Annotated in this window: 20 protein-coding genes; 15 read left to right on the top strand and 5 right to left on the bottom strand. The window is 68.9% G+C overall.

Annotated elements, in window-relative coordinates:
• Nucleotides 1–35: 35 nt before the first annotated feature.
• Nucleotides 36–257 (bottom strand): zinc finger protein, encoded by a 222-nt coding sequence (locus EIL87_RS25020; protein WP_125093026.1) that lies wholly within the window; start codon nt 255–257, stop codon nt 36–38.
• Between the two features lie 111 nt (nt 258–368).
• Between EIL87_RS25020 and EIL87_RS25015 the strand changes: the two genes are divergently transcribed.
• From EIL87_RS25015 to EIL87_RS24970, 12 genes are all read left to right on the top strand, one after another.
• On the top strand, nt 369–1,211 hold the full coding sequence (locus tag EIL87_RS25015; RefSeq protein WP_125093025.1) for a helix-turn-helix domain-containing protein: 843 nt from the start codon (nt 369–371) through the stop codon (nt 1,209–1,211).
• Nucleotides 1,208–1,390 (top strand): DUF397 domain-containing protein, encoded by a 183-nt coding sequence (locus tag EIL87_RS25010; protein ID WP_125093024.1) that lies wholly within the window; start codon nt 1,208–1,210, stop codon nt 1,388–1,390. The genes EIL87_RS25015 and EIL87_RS25010 overlap by 4 nt, the downstream gene beginning before the upstream one ends.
• A 150-nt stretch (nt 1,391–1,540) precedes the next feature.
• A complete protein-coding gene (locus tag EIL87_RS25005; RefSeq protein ID WP_125093023.1) occupies nt 1,541–1,726 on the top strand; it encodes a DUF397 domain-containing protein in 186 nt (61 codons plus the stop codon).
• 491 nt (nt 1,727–2,217) lie between these two features.
• Complete coding sequence (locus EIL87_RS25000) at nt 2,218–4,017, top strand: type VII secretion-associated protein (RefSeq protein WP_125093022.1); 1,800 nt, start codon at nt 2,218–2,220, stop codon at nt 4,015–4,017.
• Nucleotides 4,018–4,224: 207 nt separating this feature from the next.
• Nucleotides 4,225–4,536, top strand: a complete 312-nt coding sequence (locus EIL87_RS24995; protein ID WP_125093021.1) for a WXG100 family type VII secretion target — start codon at nt 4,225–4,227, stop codon at nt 4,534–4,536.
• Between the two features lie 64 nt (nt 4,537–4,600).
• A complete protein-coding gene (locus tag EIL87_RS24990; RefSeq protein WP_125093020.1) occupies nt 4,601–4,891 on the top strand; it encodes a WXG100 family type VII secretion target in 291 nt (96 codons plus the stop codon).
• A gap of 413 nt (nt 4,892–5,304) precedes the next feature.
• Entirely contained in the window at nt 5,305–5,751 is a 447-nt protein-coding gene (gene rplM, locus EIL87_RS24985) for a 50S ribosomal protein L13 (protein WP_125093019.1), read from the top strand.
• 8 nt (nt 5,752–5,759) lie between these two features.
• Nucleotides 5,760–6,245, top strand: coding sequence for a 30S ribosomal protein S9 (rpsI, locus tag EIL87_RS24980; RefSeq protein ID WP_125093347.1), 486 nt, complete (start codon nt 5,760–5,762; stop codon nt 6,243–6,245).
• Nucleotides 6,246–6,467: 222 nt separating this feature from the next.
• The gene (gene glmM, locus EIL87_RS24975) at nt 6,468–7,802 is read left to right on the top strand and encodes a phosphoglucosamine mutase (protein ID WP_125093018.1); all 1,335 of its coding nucleotides are present in this window, start codon (nt 6,468–6,470) and stop codon (nt 7,800–7,802) included.
• Between the two features lie 51 nt (nt 7,803–7,853).
• Nucleotides 7,854–8,015, top strand: a complete 162-nt coding sequence (locus EIL87_RS27185; protein WP_199740604.1) for a hypothetical protein — start codon at nt 7,854–7,856, stop codon at nt 8,013–8,015.
• Nucleotides 8,016–8,022: 7 nt separating this feature from the next.
• Nucleotides 8,023–8,148: a hypothetical protein gene (locus EIL87_RS27770; RefSeq protein WP_267898878.1), complete on the top strand. Its 126-nt coding sequence runs from the start codon at nt 8,023–8,025 to the stop codon at nt 8,146–8,148.
• 73 nt (nt 8,149–8,221) lie between these two features.
• Nucleotides 8,222–8,470: a hypothetical protein gene (locus EIL87_RS24970; protein ID WP_125093017.1), complete on the top strand. Its 249-nt coding sequence runs from the start codon at nt 8,222–8,224 to the stop codon at nt 8,468–8,470.
• Between the two features lie 11 nt (nt 8,471–8,481).
• On the opposite strand, the gene EIL87_RS26925 is transcribed toward EIL87_RS24970, so the two are convergent.
• Nucleotides 8,482–8,856, bottom strand: coding sequence for a hypothetical protein (locus tag EIL87_RS26925; RefSeq protein ID WP_158628695.1), 375 nt, complete (start codon nt 8,854–8,856; stop codon nt 8,482–8,484).
• 430 nt (nt 8,857–9,286) lie between these two features.
• On the opposite strand from EIL87_RS26925, the gene EIL87_RS24960 reads away from it, so the two are divergent.
• Genes EIL87_RS24960 through EIL87_RS24950 form a run of 3 tightly spaced genes read left to right on the top strand, consistent with a single transcriptional unit; the run spans nt 9,287 to nt 12,668 of the window.
• Nucleotides 9,287–9,559: a hypothetical protein gene (locus tag EIL87_RS24960; RefSeq protein ID WP_125093016.1), complete on the top strand. Its 273-nt coding sequence runs from the start codon at nt 9,287–9,289 to the stop codon at nt 9,557–9,559.
• Complete coding sequence (locus EIL87_RS24955) at nt 9,559–12,087, top strand: hypothetical protein (RefSeq protein ID WP_125093015.1); 2,529 nt, start codon at nt 9,559–9,561, stop codon at nt 12,085–12,087. The genes EIL87_RS24960 and EIL87_RS24955 overlap by 1 nt, the downstream gene beginning before the upstream one ends.
• Nucleotides 12,084–12,668, top strand: coding sequence for a hypothetical protein (locus EIL87_RS24950; RefSeq protein WP_125093014.1), 585 nt, complete (start codon nt 12,084–12,086; stop codon nt 12,666–12,668). Before EIL87_RS24955 ends, EIL87_RS24950 begins: the two co-directional genes overlap by 4 nt.
• A gap of 42 nt (nt 12,669–12,710) precedes the next feature.
• Here EIL87_RS24950 and EIL87_RS27180 read toward each other — a convergent pair whose 3' ends face one another.
• The 3 genes from EIL87_RS27180 to EIL87_RS24935 all read right to left on the bottom strand — a co-directional run bounded on the left by EIL87_RS27180 (nt 12,711) and on the right by EIL87_RS24935 (nt 15,137).
• On the bottom strand, nt 12,711–13,109 hold the full coding sequence (locus EIL87_RS27180; RefSeq protein WP_199740603.1) for a hypothetical protein: 399 nt from the start codon (nt 13,107–13,109) through the stop codon (nt 12,711–12,713).
• Between the two features lie 376 nt (nt 13,110–13,485).
• On the bottom strand, nt 13,486–14,001 hold the full coding sequence (locus EIL87_RS27615; RefSeq protein WP_158628694.1) for a hypothetical protein: 516 nt from the start codon (nt 13,999–14,001) through the stop codon (nt 13,486–13,488).
• Nucleotides 14,002–14,303: 302 nt separating this feature from the next.
• Entirely contained in the window at nt 14,304–15,137 is an 834-nt protein-coding gene (locus tag EIL87_RS24935; protein WP_125093012.1) for a dienelactone hydrolase family protein, read from the bottom strand.
• Between the last annotated feature and the right edge of the window lie 169 nt (nt 15,138–15,306).

Genomic DNA, 15,306 nt, shown 5'->3' with positions numbered 1-15,306 from the left:
GTTCTCGATGCGTCGTCCGCTGCTGGCTCGGCGGGTCACCGGCCTGGCGGGTTCTCCGCGAGGTGCCGCCAGCAGTCCATGCAGGTGGGTTCGAGGATCCAGGCCATCTCGTCGAGGCCGTGGAGCTTCGCGGCTTCGACTTCGACCCCGCAGTAGGCGATCGCGATCTGGTCGTGGGCGAGCTTCGTTGCTGCGAACGGGAAGGCGTGCCGCGTCCCGGGAACCGGCCGCCAGACGTAGGTCAGGTATTCGAGCATCGAGACTCCCCAGTGAGTTGGTCCTGGCAAGATTTCCACCGCCCGCCCGGTTGATCAATTACACGAAAGAGGGAGGTCAGCAAGGCCCTTCCGCGCTCGTAAGCTGTGGCCATGGCTGACACACCGAGGGCACGCGCTCTTGCGAGGGAGCTCCGTGCCGCTCGATCCGCGACCGGGCTGACCGCACGCGAGCTGTCCCGGCTGCTCGGTTGGTCCGAGGCGAAGGTCAGCCGTCTCGAAACCGCCCGCAGGGGCATCCGCGTCGAGAGCGTCGAGGCGATGCTCAAGGCGTTGAAGGTGCGAGGGGCCGAGCGGGAACGCCTCCTCACGATGGCCCGGGAGATCCGCGAGCCCGCGTGGTGGGAGGTCGGACGCGGGATCCCGGATCAGCTGACCGCGCTCCTCGACGTCGAGCAACGCGCGCAGCGCATCACCAGCGTGCAGCTCAACCTCGTCCCCGGACTCCTGCAGACCGAGGAGTACGCGCGGGAGATCATGACGGTGTCCGGCGTGCCCTCCGACGACGTCGACGAGCACGTTTCGATCCGCTTGAAGCGGCAGGGGATCCTCGCTCAGAGCAACCCTGTTGAGCTGCGCGTCCTCATCGACGAGACCGTGTTCATGCGGCCGGTCGGCGGGCCGCGGGTGATGGCGGAACAGCTTCGGCACGTTCAGGAGGTGAACCGGGCCGGCAACGTGGAGATCCGTGTGCTGCCGCGGTCGATCGGTGCGCACGCAGGGCTGAGCGGCGCGTTCGTGCTGTTCGAGTTCGAGCGCTCTCGTCCCGTCGTCTACATCGAGGCTCGGCGGTCAGGCGCGTTCATCGACGCACCAGGCGACGTGAGTCTCTTCGTGGATTCAGTCGGGTTGTTGGAATCTCAGGCCTCTGATCGCGCCGGCTCTCGCGCGATACTCGACTCGTACCTCCTGAAGTACGAGAGCGAGGCGGAATGACGAGTGACTTGGCCGTTTGGAAGAAGTCACCTCACAGCGGAGCAGAGGGGGACTGCGTCGAGGTCGCGGTGACTCCCGAGTTCGTCGGGGTGCGGGATTCGAAGGACCGGGAGGGCGGTGTTCTGGTGTTCCCGAAGCAGCAGTGGGCCGGTTTCGTCGCAGCACTGCGGCGTTCCTGACCTCGCCCAGCTCGCAGAGCGGGTCCGTGCCGGAGGGGCTCGGTGCAGCGGGTGCCGGCCCGGTGAAGTCCTCGGAGCCGAGACCTCGGATTTCGACGCGTCCCGCGCAATACTGAGCACCTACGCGCAGCGGTACGAACGGGAGACGCCATGGCACCCGGCTTGAGCAACTGGCGGAAGTCCAGCAGGAGCGCGATCGAGGGCAACTGCGTCGAAGTCGCGGTCGCTCCCGAGGTGGTCGGAGTCCGGGACTCCAAGGACCGCGACGGCGAAGTCCTGGTGTTCCCGAAGCACCAGTGGACCGACTTCGTCGCAGCACTGCGCCGCCCCCGCTGAGAGCGGCCGCACCCACCCTTCACCGCGTCAGGTGGAACGACACCCGTCGGCACCGAGCGGACGCCCTGTTCCACCGCACGACCAGGCCACTCCCGAGCTGGTTGACGGATCACCGCGGTCCTCCGGAGCAGAGGAGTGGACCCGGCGCACCACTCCGGTGGAGCCCACCGCCACCCGAGCGTCCGCCCTCGGCTTCCCGGGCGGAGCGCGGGTGACTCGTCCCGGCCGTTCGGCGGGTGACTCGTCCCGGCCGTTCGACCGGGACGGGCCGCGTCCGAGGGAGGAGGGGGGCACCGGCACCCCGGCACGGAACGCCGGGGGAACCGGGCCGCGGACCCGCAGCAGCGGTCCCCTGACCCGGGGTTGGTCGCGGGAGGATGTTGGTGCGGGTGTGGCCGGTGGCTCTAGGGTGCTCACCCGGGGGGACGGCGCCGCCTGGACGGCGGGCCGTATGACGACGTCGCCGCCGGCGAGCGCTTCGGCGACGGTGAATGGAGTACTGGGTGTCCCTGCACGTCTCGATCGACTTCGGCACATCGAGCACATGCACGGTGGTCTCGGTCGGCGGTGCCGAACCACAGGTGGTCGTCATCGACGGGCAACCGCTGGTGCCCTCGGCGGTCTTCGCCGCTGCGGACGGCACGCTGTTCGTCGGTCACGAAGCCGAGCGCCAGGCCGCCGTCGATCCCGCCCGCTTCGAACCGCACCCCAAGCGCCGCATCGACGAAGGCGAGCTGCTGCTCGGCAGCACCGTGCTCAAGGTCGGCGACGTGATCCGCGCCGTGCTGCAGCGCGCGGTCGGTGAGGCCCGCCGCTTCGCCGGTGGCGCGGCCGTCGACCTCCTCGTGCTCACCCACCCCGCCGACTGGGGTTCCGTGCGCGCCGCCGAGCTCCGCCAGGCCGCAGCCGGTCTCGGCAAGGAGATCGTGCTGGTGCCCGAACCGGTCGCCGCGGCGGTCTTCCACTCGGCCGGCAACGGCCTGCCCGACGGGGGTGCGCTGGCGGTCCTCGACCTCGGCGGCGGCACGGTCGACGCCTCCGTGGTGCGCAAGCAGGGCGCGTCCTTCCAGGTCCTGGCCACGAAGGGCGAGCCGAACTTCGGCGGCGCCGACATCGACCAGCTGCTTCTGGAGCACGTCGGCGAGCTCGTCGGCAGCACCGATGCGGCCGCCTGGCGCAAGCTCGTCGAGGGCCGCGAGATGCCCGATCGGCGACGGCGGCGCGTGCTGCGCCAGGACGTGCGGGGCGCCAAGGAGACGCTGTCCCGCCACGCCTACACCGACGTGCCGATGCCGCCGCCGTTCTCGGACGCCCACGTCACTCGTGCCGACCTCGAGAAGCTCATCGCGACGCCGCTGGGCAGTTCGGCCGACCTGGTGCTGGCGACGTTGCGCGACGGGCAGGTCCCGCGCGGGCAGCTCGCCGGGGTGTTCCTCGTCGGCGGCTCCAGCCGGATCCCGATGGTGGCGCGCCTGATCCACGAGCGCACCGGCGTGGTTCCGGTGACCCTCGACCAGCCCGAAACCGTCGTCGCCCGAGGCGCTTTGCGCGCCGTTCGGCTGGACCCCGAGCGCAGCGGCGGTCTTGCGCCCGCGGGGACGTGGGCGGGCACCACCGTCCGCGACTACCCGTTGCCGAGTGCGCAGGCCGCCCGGGGAGAACCGCTCAGCCGCGCCCGGACCGTCGTCATGACCGGAGACGAACCCACCCGGCCGGTCACCAAGCGGCCGAAGCTCAAGCGCAGGCGCAGGGCGCCGTGGCTGGTCGGCGCCGCGGTGGTGCTGCTCGCCGCGGTCGCTGGGACCACGGCTCTCCTGCTCACGGACTCCTCGCCGCAGGCTGACCCCGCCGTGCCCGCGCAGCGGATGGCCGCCTACGACTACCGCTTCGCCTACCCGGGCGGCTGGCGCCCGGTGGGCGGGGACCCCGCGAAGTTCCAGACCCTCGTCGAACCCGCCGACGGTCCGCAGGGGTCGCTGGTCGCGGTCGAGGAAGGCCGGTTGACCTTCGACACCGACGGCGACCGCAACCGCGCGGTGCAGCTGCTGCGCGGCGAGTACGAGAAGAGCGTGGCGGCGGGCGAGGAGTTCTCGCTGTTCACACCGTCGACCAGCTTCGCCGGCCGGGACGTCGTCTACTACCGGGAAACGCTGCCGGAGGCGACCGTCGAGTGGTACACGCTGTACAAAGGGCAATTCAAAGTGAGCGTGGGGTGCAAGTACGGACCCGCCGGCAAGGACGAGGTCGTTCGCGCGTGCGAACAGGTCGTGGGTTCCGTCGACATCGGGTGAGGCAATTGCGACCGGACTCCGTTCGGCCGCGTCACATTTCAGGTTTTCGCAAGCGCAAAACCCCCGTGACCAGCGGGTCCTCAGTTCTGCGTTCACATCAGCAACGGCTTGCGCAGAAATCCAGGACAACCGGGAACCGGACGTGGCAATGTCTGCGTCGCAGGTTCACCAGAGCTTGATACCGAGTTTGAAGGGGGTCACCCAGAGATGGCTGGAATTGGTGCGGACACCGAGGCGATCCAGCAGGCGTCGGTCGACATCGACGAGGCGCGCAACGCCGTCGAGCAGGCGCTGCAGCAGCTGCAGGGCCAGCTCGAGGGCCCGGTGCAGAACTGGAAGGGCGCTGCCGCCGACGTCTTCCGCAAGCTGATGGAGCAGTACGAGCAGAGCGGCAAGACGATCATCCAGAAGCTGGACGAGCTGGGGCAGAACGTGAAGTCCTCGGGTCAGGACTACGCGCAGGTCCAGGAGGAGCAGGCCCAGGAGATCTCCAAGATCAGCAGCCTGCTGGACGGCTGATCCCGCCTTCCGCGTGTCGCAGATTCCACATTTCTTGATCTAGACGTATTCGAGGGGACAGGTAATGAGCGAGATCAACGTCAACTTCGCGGAGCTGCAGCAGGCCTCCGACGACCTGCAGGCCGCGGCCCAGAAGATCCAGGGCGAGCTGGACGACCTGGAGGGCAAGATCCAGAAGCTGGTCACCACCTGGGACGGCGAGGCCGTCGCCGCGTACCAGGAGGCGCAACGGTCCTGGGACGCCGAGGCCGCCAAGATGCAGGAGACCGCCGCCAAGATGGGCATGGCCGTCGGTGCGGCCAACGAGTCCTTCCAGGCCGGCGAGAAGAAGAACGCCTCCCGCTTCGGTGGCTGAGCTCACTGCTCTTCGCCTTTCCGCGACGATGGCTCCGGTTTTCGCCGGGGCCATCGTCGCGTCCGGCGGGTGATCTCCGTTTGCGGAGGTCCGATCGGCTTTGCCGGGGTCCCCGTCGGCCACCAGCGGGCATTGCTATGCTGGTTCCGGCGATCTGCCAGGTCAGAACCTCGAAATAGCAATCGAGGACCCGTTTTGACCGGGCCAGAAGCCACCAAGTACCCTCATTCTTTGTTGTGCGGTGCGCGGCTGCAGTTCGCGCCAGAGGAACGGGTTCGCCGAGCGAGCCACGGTCCCGGCGGCGGTGCTGACGGACGTGCCGGTTCCACGAGCAGGCCTCGTGCGGACCGACCGGCGTGATCGAGACGGGCTCCGCACTGAGATTCCGACGCGAACGACGACGAGGTAGACCCGTGCGCACGTACAGCCCGAAGCCCGGCGAGGTGACCCGCGCCTGGCATGTGATCGACGCCGAGGATGTGGTGCTCGGCCGGTTGGCAACTCAGGCCGCGACGCTGCTGCGCGGCAAGCACAAGCCGACCTACGCGCCGCACGTCGACACCGGTGACTTCGTCGTCATCATCAACGCCGAGAAGGTGGCCCTCACCGGTAACAAGCGCGATCAGGCGTTCCACTACCGGCACTCCGGTTACCCGGGTGGTCTGCGCAAGCAGTCCTTCGGCCAGGTGCTCGACTCGCACCCTGAGCGGCTGCTCGAGAAGGCGATCAAGGGCATGCTCCCGAAGAACAAGCTCGGCCGTGCCATGGGCAAGAAGCTCAAGGTCTACGCCGGCCCGGAGCACCCGCACCAGGCCCAGAACCCGCAGGCGTTCGAGATTAAGGCGAAGGTCGAGAAGTGACTGACGAACTGCAGCAGGAAGAGGCAGTGACCGCTGCCCCGCAGGAGACGGCCGAGGCCGTCGCCTCTGACGAGACCCCGGCTCCCGCTCCCGTCCCGGTTCCGTCCGGTGGCGCGGTGCAGACCGTTGGTCGCCGCAAGGAAGCCGTGGTCCGCGTCCGGCTGGTGCCGGGCAACGGCAACTTCAAGCTCAACGGCAAGGCCCTCGAGGACTACTTCCCGAACAAGGTCCACCAGCAGCTCATCAAGGAGCCGCTGGTCACCGTCGAGCGCCTCGAGAACTTCGACGTGCTGGCCACCCTGCGCGGTGGCGGCCCGTCTGGCCAGGCCGGTGCGCTGCGCATGGCCATCGCCCGTGCGCTGACCGCCTTCGACTCGGAGGACCGCCCGGCGCTGAAGAAGGCCGGCATGCTCACCCGTGACGCGCGGGAGAAGGAGCGCAAGAAGTACGGCCTCAAGAAGGCCCGCAAGGCGCCGCAGTACAGCAAGCGCTGACGCGAACCCCAGCACCACCTGCGGGAGCAGGTTCGCCCACTCGGGCGGACCTGCTCCCGCAGTCGTTTGAGGCCCCGGTGACCAGGAACGACGGGTGAGCGAGATCGGGTTCGATCATGGTCGTCCAGCCCGTCGACTGCCCGTGGGACGCTGTGGGTGCCCGAGGACCGGCTGTGCGACGCTTGTCCCACCGGTCGCAGACACGAGGAGGACTTGCTGCTGATGGCTCGGTTGTTCGGCACCGACGGTGTCCGCGGGTTGGCCAACGGTGATCTCACCCCCGAGCTGGCGATGGCGGTGAGCTCCGCCGCCGCCCGCGTGCTCTACGACCGGGACGACTCCCGGCGCCGGGTGGCGCTGGTCGGTCGTGACCCGCGTGCCAGCGGCGAGATGCTCGAGGCCGCCGTCGTGGCGGGGTTGACCTCGGCGGGTGCCGACGTGCTGCGCATCGGGGTGCTGCCGACTCCGGCGGTGGCCTACCTGGTCAAGGAGCTGGGCGCCGACATCGGCGTGATGATCTCGGCCTCGCACAACCCGATGCCCGACAACGGGATCAAGCTCTTCAGCGCGGGTGGCAACAAGCTCCCGGACGCCCTCGAGGACGAGATCGAAGCGCGCCTCGGCGAGCAGGTCGATCGGCCGACCGGCGTGCACGTGGGCCGCGTGCGCGACGTGCCCGACGCCCTCCGCCGCTACACGGACCACCTGCTCATCGCCGCGCCGCACCGCCTCGACGGCCTCAAGATCGTCGTCGACTGCGCCAACGGCGCCGCCTCCGAGGCCGCCCCCGACGCCTACCGCCGCGCGGGCGCCGAGGTCACGGCCATCAACGCCGAGCCGGACGGCATCAACATCAACGACGGCGTCGGCTCCACCCACCTCGAGGTGCTGCAGGCCGCGGTGGTCGAGCACGGCGCAGACCTGGGCATCGCCCACGACGGTGACGCCGACCGCTGCCTGGCCGTGGACTCCGCGGGCGAGGTCGTCGACGGTGACCAGATCATGGCCATCCTCGCCGTGGCGATGCACGAGACCGCCGAACTGGCGGAGAACACCCTGGTCGCGACGGTGATGAGCAACCTCGGTCTGCACCTGGCCATGCGCGAGCACGGGTTGTCCCTGCGCACCACGGCCGTCGGCGACCGCTACGTGCTGGAGGAGCTCAACGCCGGTGGCTACTCGCTGGGCGGCGAGCAGTCTGGGCACGTCGTGCTGCCGGGCCACGCCACCACCGGCGACGGCCTGCTCACCGCGCTGCGCCTGATGGGTCGCGTCTCGGCGACCGGCAACCCGCTGTCGACGCTGGCCAAGGTCATGCGCCGGCTGCCGCAGGTGCTGGTCAACGTCCGCGTCGAGGACAAGGCCGCAGCCGTGGTCGCCCCCGAGGTGACCACCGCGGTCGCCGCGGCCGAGAGCGAGCTGGGCGAGACCGGCCGGGTCCTGCTTCGCCAGTCGGGCACCGAACAGCTGGTCCGGGTGATGGTCGAGGCCGCCAGCGAGCAGAGCGCCCGGGACGTCGCGGACCGGCTGGCGAAGGTCGTCTCCGCTATCCGGTGATCTTTGTGATTCAGGTCTCCACGGAGCCTGGATTTGTGAGACCCTGCTCACATGGGTGCCATCGTCGTCGCCATAGTGGTCGGGCTCATCGCTGTTGGGCTCGTTGTCGGGATCGTCGCGCTCGGTGCGCTGATGCTCACCGGTCTCAAGGTCGTCAACGCGGCCCACGAGAGCCGGTCCTGGTACGTCAACCGCAAGCATCGCCAGGTGTGAGGTTCCGATGCGCCTCCTCGGCGACATCTGGACGGTGTTGATCGTCCCGCTCGTGTGCATGCTCCTGGGCGCGCTGGTCTTCGCAGTGGTCATGGCGCAGAGCTGGGGCATCCCCACCCTGTTCCAGCACTGAGCCCTGCTCCGCCGGCCCCTCGCGTTCGGTAGGTTCGCGAGGGAATCAGTGCTGGACGGAGGCTGGAGCGCTCATGGTCACTTGGCTGTTGTTGATCGGACTCGTCGTCGGCGGCGGTTTGGGATTCCTCGTGGGGTACCTGGTCTTCCGCCCCAAGCAGCGGTCCGGCAATGGCCAGCCACCGCAGTTCGCTCAAACACCGCACTTCGGCCAGGCGCCGCAGTGGCAGCAGGCGCCGCCGCAGCAGCAGTGGCAGCAGGTACCGCAGCAGCAATTCCCTCCTCAGCAGGGCTTCGGCCCCCCTCCGCGACCGCCGCAGTGACGCAGCGGTGTTCAGCACGACGTCATCTGAACCGGAGGAAAGCCTTGCTCAGCGCCCTCATCACACTGCCCGTCGGATTCGGGATCGGATTCCTGATCGCCTTCCTGGTCTTCCGCAGGCGCCCTGCTCAGCAGGGCTGCCCCCAAGCAGGACAGGCGTGGCCGCAGCAGTACCCGCAACCTCCCCAGCAGTGGGCCCACCCGCCTCAGCCGCCCCAGCAGCCGTGGGGCCACCAGCAGTACCCACCGCGATGACGTGACGAGGAAGGCCACCTGCTGTTCCGGCACGAGGTGCGGTTCCGGCCTGGCATGCTCCGCCCGCTCATCAGGATCGTCCTGCTGCTCGTGATCGCCGGAGCGATCCGTGCTCGTGATCGTGCTGGTCAAGAGGAAGACCAAGCAGCCACAGCAACCTCTCCCCCCGCAGCAGTGGGGTGGCCAGCACCCGCACTCTCCTCAGCAGTGGGGTGCGGGGCCCCCGCTGCAGCGGGGGCACCCGTCGCCGCATCAGTCGTGGCAGCAACAGCCGCCGCAGCCGTGGGGACAAGCGCCTCAGCAGTGGCGGCAACAACCGCCGCAGCACCAGTACCCGCCTCAGCAGGGCTACGGCCCGCACCCGCCGCAGTGAGCCTTCGCGGATGCAAGTACCTCATCCGTTTCGTCCTCCCCGCCGCGCAATCCTGCCAAGATGAGGAACCGGAGAGTCTTGGTTCGCGTCGGAACCTGTGCTTGAGCGCCGCGATGAGCGACGGCGGGTTCCTTTGATGGAGGGGGAAGGGTGACCGGGTTCGGGGCTAACGCCGGTGAGTTCTCATCGGTGGGTGGAAGCATTCGAGCGGCGGCGGATCCCGTCCGCGACCAGCACAGCAAGAACATCGCCGACATGGGGATGAGCCAGTCCGACTTCGGCAAGGCTCACGGCGAGAACTTCCAGCCCTACCAGCAGGCGATGAAGAAGATCTCCCAGTGCGTCGCGAGCCTCGCCGACGGCATGGACGACTTCGCCGGGAAGCTCGAGAAGACCGGCTCCGGCTACACCTGGTCCGATGCCGACGCGGCCGACACCGTCGGGAAGTCTGGGGGTAACTGATGGGCGAAGAGGCCCCGAAGTGGGAAGACGTCAAGAAGCTCCTCGACGACCCGAACGTCGATGACGAGAAGAAGCGCCAGCTGGCGCTCGCCTACGCGCAGAACTCGGACGAGATCTGGGGTAACGGCATCAACGATGAGGTTGAGCCGTACCTCGACAAGTACGACGACGGCATTTGGCGCGTCGGAGGCGAGGGCTTCGACGCGGCTCCCGAAGAGAACCTCAAGGAGACGTTCAAAGACGCCAAGGGCGACGCCGACAAGGCTGCCAAGGCTGAGAAGGAGCACGACAAGGCCGTCAAAGACGGCAAGGGCAAGCTCGAAGACGCCAAGCGCAAGTCCGAGAACGGCGAGAACGGCGGCGCAGGCGCGAAAACCGGGGACGAGCTGCTCGACGCGGGCAAGCCCGGGCTGAGGTTCTTCGAGCGGTGGGTGCCGCTCTACGAGAAGATCGAGAACGACTACAACGACAAGAGCAAGGTCCCGAAGCTCGACAAGATCAAGGAGCACTACGACGAGCAGCGCGAGCTGAACTTCGACAAGTTCGCCAAGAACATCGAGGACCTCGAAAAGGCTGAGAAGGGCATGCGGGACTCGATGCAGACCATGTCCGACAAGCTCGGCGGGTTGTGGAAGAACTGGACCGGTGGCGCCTCCGATGCTTCGCAGGACTTCTTCTCGTCGAAGTTCACGCCGACCGCGCAAGAACGCGTGATCCAAAAGATCAGCGATGCCGCAGCGGTGACCGAGGAGACCGTGAAGGCGGTGTCGTCGATGATCCGCGAAAAGGCGAACGCGGCGCTGGAGCTCGATCAGTACTCCGAGCGCATCGGGAAGAAGGCTGCGCAAGACTGGGACACCACGATCTCCGTGGCCAACGGAACCGACGACGACACAACCTTGCGCAAGGCCTGCTCGATCTGGGGCGTTGGCATCGAAGAGGGTTGCGACGGTGACCTCGACGAGGAAGTGAAGCGCAAGATCGAGGACGAGTGTCGGAAGGTCGTCCGCAACACTTTCGCGAAGACTGTCGAGGACACCACCTCCAAGTTCGTCGAGATGTGCGACAAGACCAAGAAGGACATCAACGAGGCGTGGAAGAAGCTCAACGACGAACTCGGCAAGGCCGAGGAGGACCCGTTCAAGAACCCTGGCCCTGCCGACGAGGGCGGTGACAAGAAGCCCGGCGGACAGCAGCAGCCCGGTGGGCAGCAGGGCGGTGGTGGCGGTGCCGGCGGTGGAGCTGGTGGCGGCGCCGGTGCCGGTGCAGGCGGGGGTGCCGGGAGCGGTGGCGCGATGCCGGCCGCTCCGGAGATGCCGAAGCCGCCGGAGATGCCGGAGATGCCCCCGCAGCCCGGCATGCCCGGAGAGGGAGCGCCTGGCCCGGAGGGCGAGAAGGTCACGCTCGGCGAAGGACCGGACGCCGTGACCGTCCAGGAGCCCGGCGCCGACGGCAAGACCCAGGTCGAACTGATCGGGCCGGACGGCCGGCCCAAGACCTACGCGGTCGACTTCGGCCAGGGCCAACCCGGTCAGATGCCGGGCCAGCCCGGAGCCGGTCCCGGCGGTGTGCAGACGATGCCCGCACCCGCACCAGGTGCCCCTGCCCCGGGTGCACCCGTTCCGGGTGGGGCGCAGCCCATTCCGGTGCAGGCGGGACCCGATGGGCGCGCGGTCATCCACGAAGGGGACCGCACCATCACCCTCGAGCAGGGGCCTGGCGGCGAGATCAAGGTCAACGTCGACAACGGTGGTGGGCAACCGCCGCTGAAAAAGACGATCGACTTCGGCGACCAGCCGGAGCCCTCGACGCAGCCCCCGACCCTCGGTGAGCCGAGCTCTCCCGCGGGCGGTGGCGTCGTCGGCGGCCCGTACCCGGCCGAGCCGCCGCAGCCGGGGCCGGGCGCGCCGCCGGTCGAGCCGGAGGAGCCCGTCGCAGCGGGTGCGGTGCCCGGGTCGCCGGCGCCCGCACCCCCAGGAGCCGGTGGGGTGAGCGGCTTCCAGACCATGCCTGCTCCTGACACGAGCGGGTTCACCACCATGCCTGCTGCGGGTGGTGAGCCGCCGGTCGGTGCTCCGGCGGCGACCACCGCACAGGCCGCGGGCGTGGCCTCGTCCGGAGCCGCCGGTGACGGCGTGCAGAACTCCTTCACCAGCATGTCGGGCGACTTGTTCGGCGACGCTCCCGCGCCCCCGGGGCCGGGCTCACCGGGGCTGTCCTCGCTCGGCGGCGACCCCGCGGGCGGATCGGCTCAAGGAGCGGGTTCGACCGGACTCTCGTCGCTCGGTGGCGAGGGCGGTGGAGCTCAGCCGGGCGGTGCACAGAACGCGCAAGGCGGTTCGTCGGCGATGGGCGGCGGCATGATGGGCGGCGGCATGATGGGTGCCGGCCAAGGCGGTCAGCAGGGTGGCGACCAGGAGCGCACCAACGACAGCCCGTGGCGTACCCAGGGCCAGCTCTTCGACGACGGGGTGGAGGCCTCCAACGTGCGCTTCCGATCCGTGCTCGGTGAGGACAGGGAACGATGACTGGAATCAGTGAGAGCGCCAAGGCCTTCCGCAACTCGATGGAGGGCCTCGTCAGGGAGAACTCTGCGAGCGTTCGTTCCGTGGAGCAGAGCTGGACGGACTCTGCGAAGGCCGCGGACAAGTCTGCGCAGGAAGCCTCGGAGAAGGGGCAGAAGCTCCTGGCTCGGGTGCGAGAGCGCGCTGAATACCTTCGTCGCGCTGATGAGAAATCAGGCGTCAAGGAGATTTCGGTCGGGGAAGAGCCCGAGGTGGAAGACCCGGACCCTGAGGTCGAACGGTTCTCGCAGCAGCTTTACGCCTCACAGAAGCGCAAGGTCGAGGAGACTGCCGCCACGACAGCGACCGCGCAGGCCGCACAAGCGCAGCTCCCGTCGGACGCTTACACGGCCCCCGCTCAACAGGCACCGCCCCAGGAGAACGCGTGGAACGTCCAAGCTGGCCGGTTCGGTCGTCGGAACGAGCAGCCTGCGCCGCCGCCCGTGGCACCGCAACCGCCCGCGCCACCGAAGCCCGCTCCGCGCCGGCAGCAGCCCGCGTTCGACGACGACGAGGACTTCGAGAACCAGAGCTGGTTGCGCTGAGCGCGTTCCGGGCCGTGATCCGCTGGGTCACGGCCCGGTCCATCACTGCTGCGGGTACTGCCCAGGCTGCTGCGGGAAGCCCTGCTGGTGCGGCCAACCCGGTTGCTGAGGCGGGTAGGCGAACCCGCCTTGCTGGGGATGGCCTCCGAACTGCACAGGGCGTGCGGTCTGGTTGCCACCCGGCCTGGGTGTGAGCGTCCCGCGCACGACCGGCAGGAAGGCGAGCCCGGCGACGATCGCCCCCGGGAGGAAGGTGGCGATCCCGGCGAAGGAGAACAGCTCTTCTGCCAGCGTGTCGCCGGGATCCTTCGTCATCACCCGGAACACCGTCGACCACACCAGGTTCCCCAGCAGGAGGATGCCGCCACCGAGCAGGACGAACGGAGACACCCAGAGGCGGAGGACGAGCAGGACGCCACCTGCAATCAGCGCCAAGTCCACCGGTCACGCACATCAGGATTCCGCGCAGGCTGTCGAACCCGTCGAAGAAGACGTAGATCCCCGCGATGATCGCGATCGCGGCGGTGGTGATCGCGATGACGCGGCCGGGTCCCGCGTTCTGCGGCTGCTGGGGATGACCCGTCTGGGGTGAGCCCGGCTGTGGATAACCCTGTGGGTAACCCGCTGGATGTGCTTGTCGTTGGGGGTGTCCGGGTTGCTGGCCGTACGGCGGCTGCGGAGATGTCACGGTGCTGGATTCTCCCGCAACCGATCTCGGGTCAGGCAGCGTTCAGCGCACCTGGGCGACTTCGAGAACCAGCGCTTGCTGCGCTGAACGCGTGTCGGGCCGTGATCCGTTGGATCACGGCCCGCGTTCTCATTGCTGGGGGTAGTAGCCGCCTGGCTGCTGGGGGTTCGGTGGCTGCTGGAAGTTCTGCTGTGGGTAACCGGCGTGCGGCTGGTACCCCTGCACCGGAAACTGCACGGGTGAGGCGGTGCCTTGGCCCGCGCTGCTGTTCTTCGGCTTCAGCGCCGATCGGACCGGCGGCAGCACGGCGACCACGAGAACGACGACGGCCAGCACGAGGACTGCGAGGTACTCGAAGTCGAAAGCACCGGTGGTCGACCCGCGATTCGCCTCCGCGTGCATTGCCGTCGCGACGCGGAAACCCATCATGATCACGCCGAGGCCTCCGCTGATCATGCCCAGCAGCGGGGCGGAGGGGTGACGGAGGAAGAGCAGGACGGCAGTCGCCGCGATCCCCACCGCCGTCAGCGTCCCGGTCGAGCTCGCCACCCAGAACAACGCATCGTTCACACCCGCATTGGTCTCTCCGGTGATGCCCCCCATCGTGCCGATCGCGTCGTCGATGTAACCGATCGCGAACAGCAACGAGATCAGCGCGGCGACAGCGCTGACGGTTGCGGCGATGTACGCCGCTTTGGGGCCGGCCGGCCCGGGACCGTACGGGTGGCCCGGCTGTGGACAACCCTGTGGATAACCCGCTTGGGGCTGAGGATTCGATGCTGGCTGGGGGTGTCCGGGCTGCGGGTGTTGTGGCGGTGGAGGCCCCTGCTGGGGATACCCGGGCTGGTGACCGGGTTGCTGCGGCTGGCCGTGCGGAGGCTGCGGAGAGGTCATGGTGCGGGATTCTCCCGCATCCGATCACCGGTCCGGGAGCGTTCGCCGCAGGTCTACGCCGCGAGCTTGCCGTGGGTGTTGACCTGGTCGATGGTGCTGCCCTTGACGTTCTCGTTGAGCAGGTGGTCTCCGCGGCGGTCGTTCGCCAGGGCGCGGAGGAAGAAGGCCGTGAGCAGTCCCTTGGCGATGCGCTGGGTGTGGTGCTCGGGCTTGCCGTGCAGCATGAGCTGGGACCAGTGCAGCCCTTCGGTGAAACCCAGGTGGGTGGCCTTCTTGATGGTGCGCAGCTGCACCGGCCCGCCCCAGGCGCGCGAGATCGGTTCGGCGTTGGCCACCGGCGGGGTCAGCAGGTCGCCGTCGGCCGCGAGGTGCAGGCCCGGGACCGTCACCTGCGCGGCGGCTTCCCAGGCCGACGGGCGGGTTTCGGCGGCGGCGAGCGTCGCGACCGCCTTGATGCGCGGGTCCTCGGCCGCGGCCAGGACCGCGCAGCCGCCCCCCATCGCGTGACCGGCGGCGCCGAGCTTCTTCTCGTCGACGCTGATCCGGCCGTCACCGAGGCGAACACCGACAGCGATGTCCAGCGCGGTGCGCATGTCCTCGGCGTAGAGCCGGTGGGACGCGAGCGGGCCGCGGTGGGTCGCCGGGGAGACCACGACGACGCCCCAGCTGGCGAGGTGCCTCATCAGGGCGAGGTAACGGCGTGGGGGCTGCAGCCAGCCGTGCCCGAACACGACCGCGGGAAGGCTCGTCCCCTCGCGGGGCGTGCAAACGGTCCCGGGCAGACCGACCAGGGCCAGGTCGCCGTGCAGCACGTCGTGCGGGCCACGACGGGACAGCTCGACGAACGCGTGCTTCGCGGAGGGCAGCTTCTTGGCTTTGCGCGCCATGGTCGACAACGGTAGCGGATCTCCACGCACGCGCGCGCCCGGTGACGTCTCCTCGTGATCTTCCCGCACGGCCACGACGTGCTCGCCACGGAGCCGCTCCGAACTCCTGCGTGCCTGCTCACCGGGATGGGCGAACGGCTTCGCCGCCACGACGAGCCTGGGCGATGTG

The sequence above is a fragment of the Saccharopolyspora rhizosphaerae genome (genome assembly GCF_003931915.1).
Taxonomy (GTDB): Bacteria; Actinomycetota; Actinomycetes; order Mycobacteriales; family Pseudonocardiaceae; genus Saccharopolyspora; species Saccharopolyspora rhizosphaerae.
The sequence above is the reverse complement of the archived record's forward strand: the minus strand, read 5'-3'. Positions and strand labels throughout refer to the sequence as shown.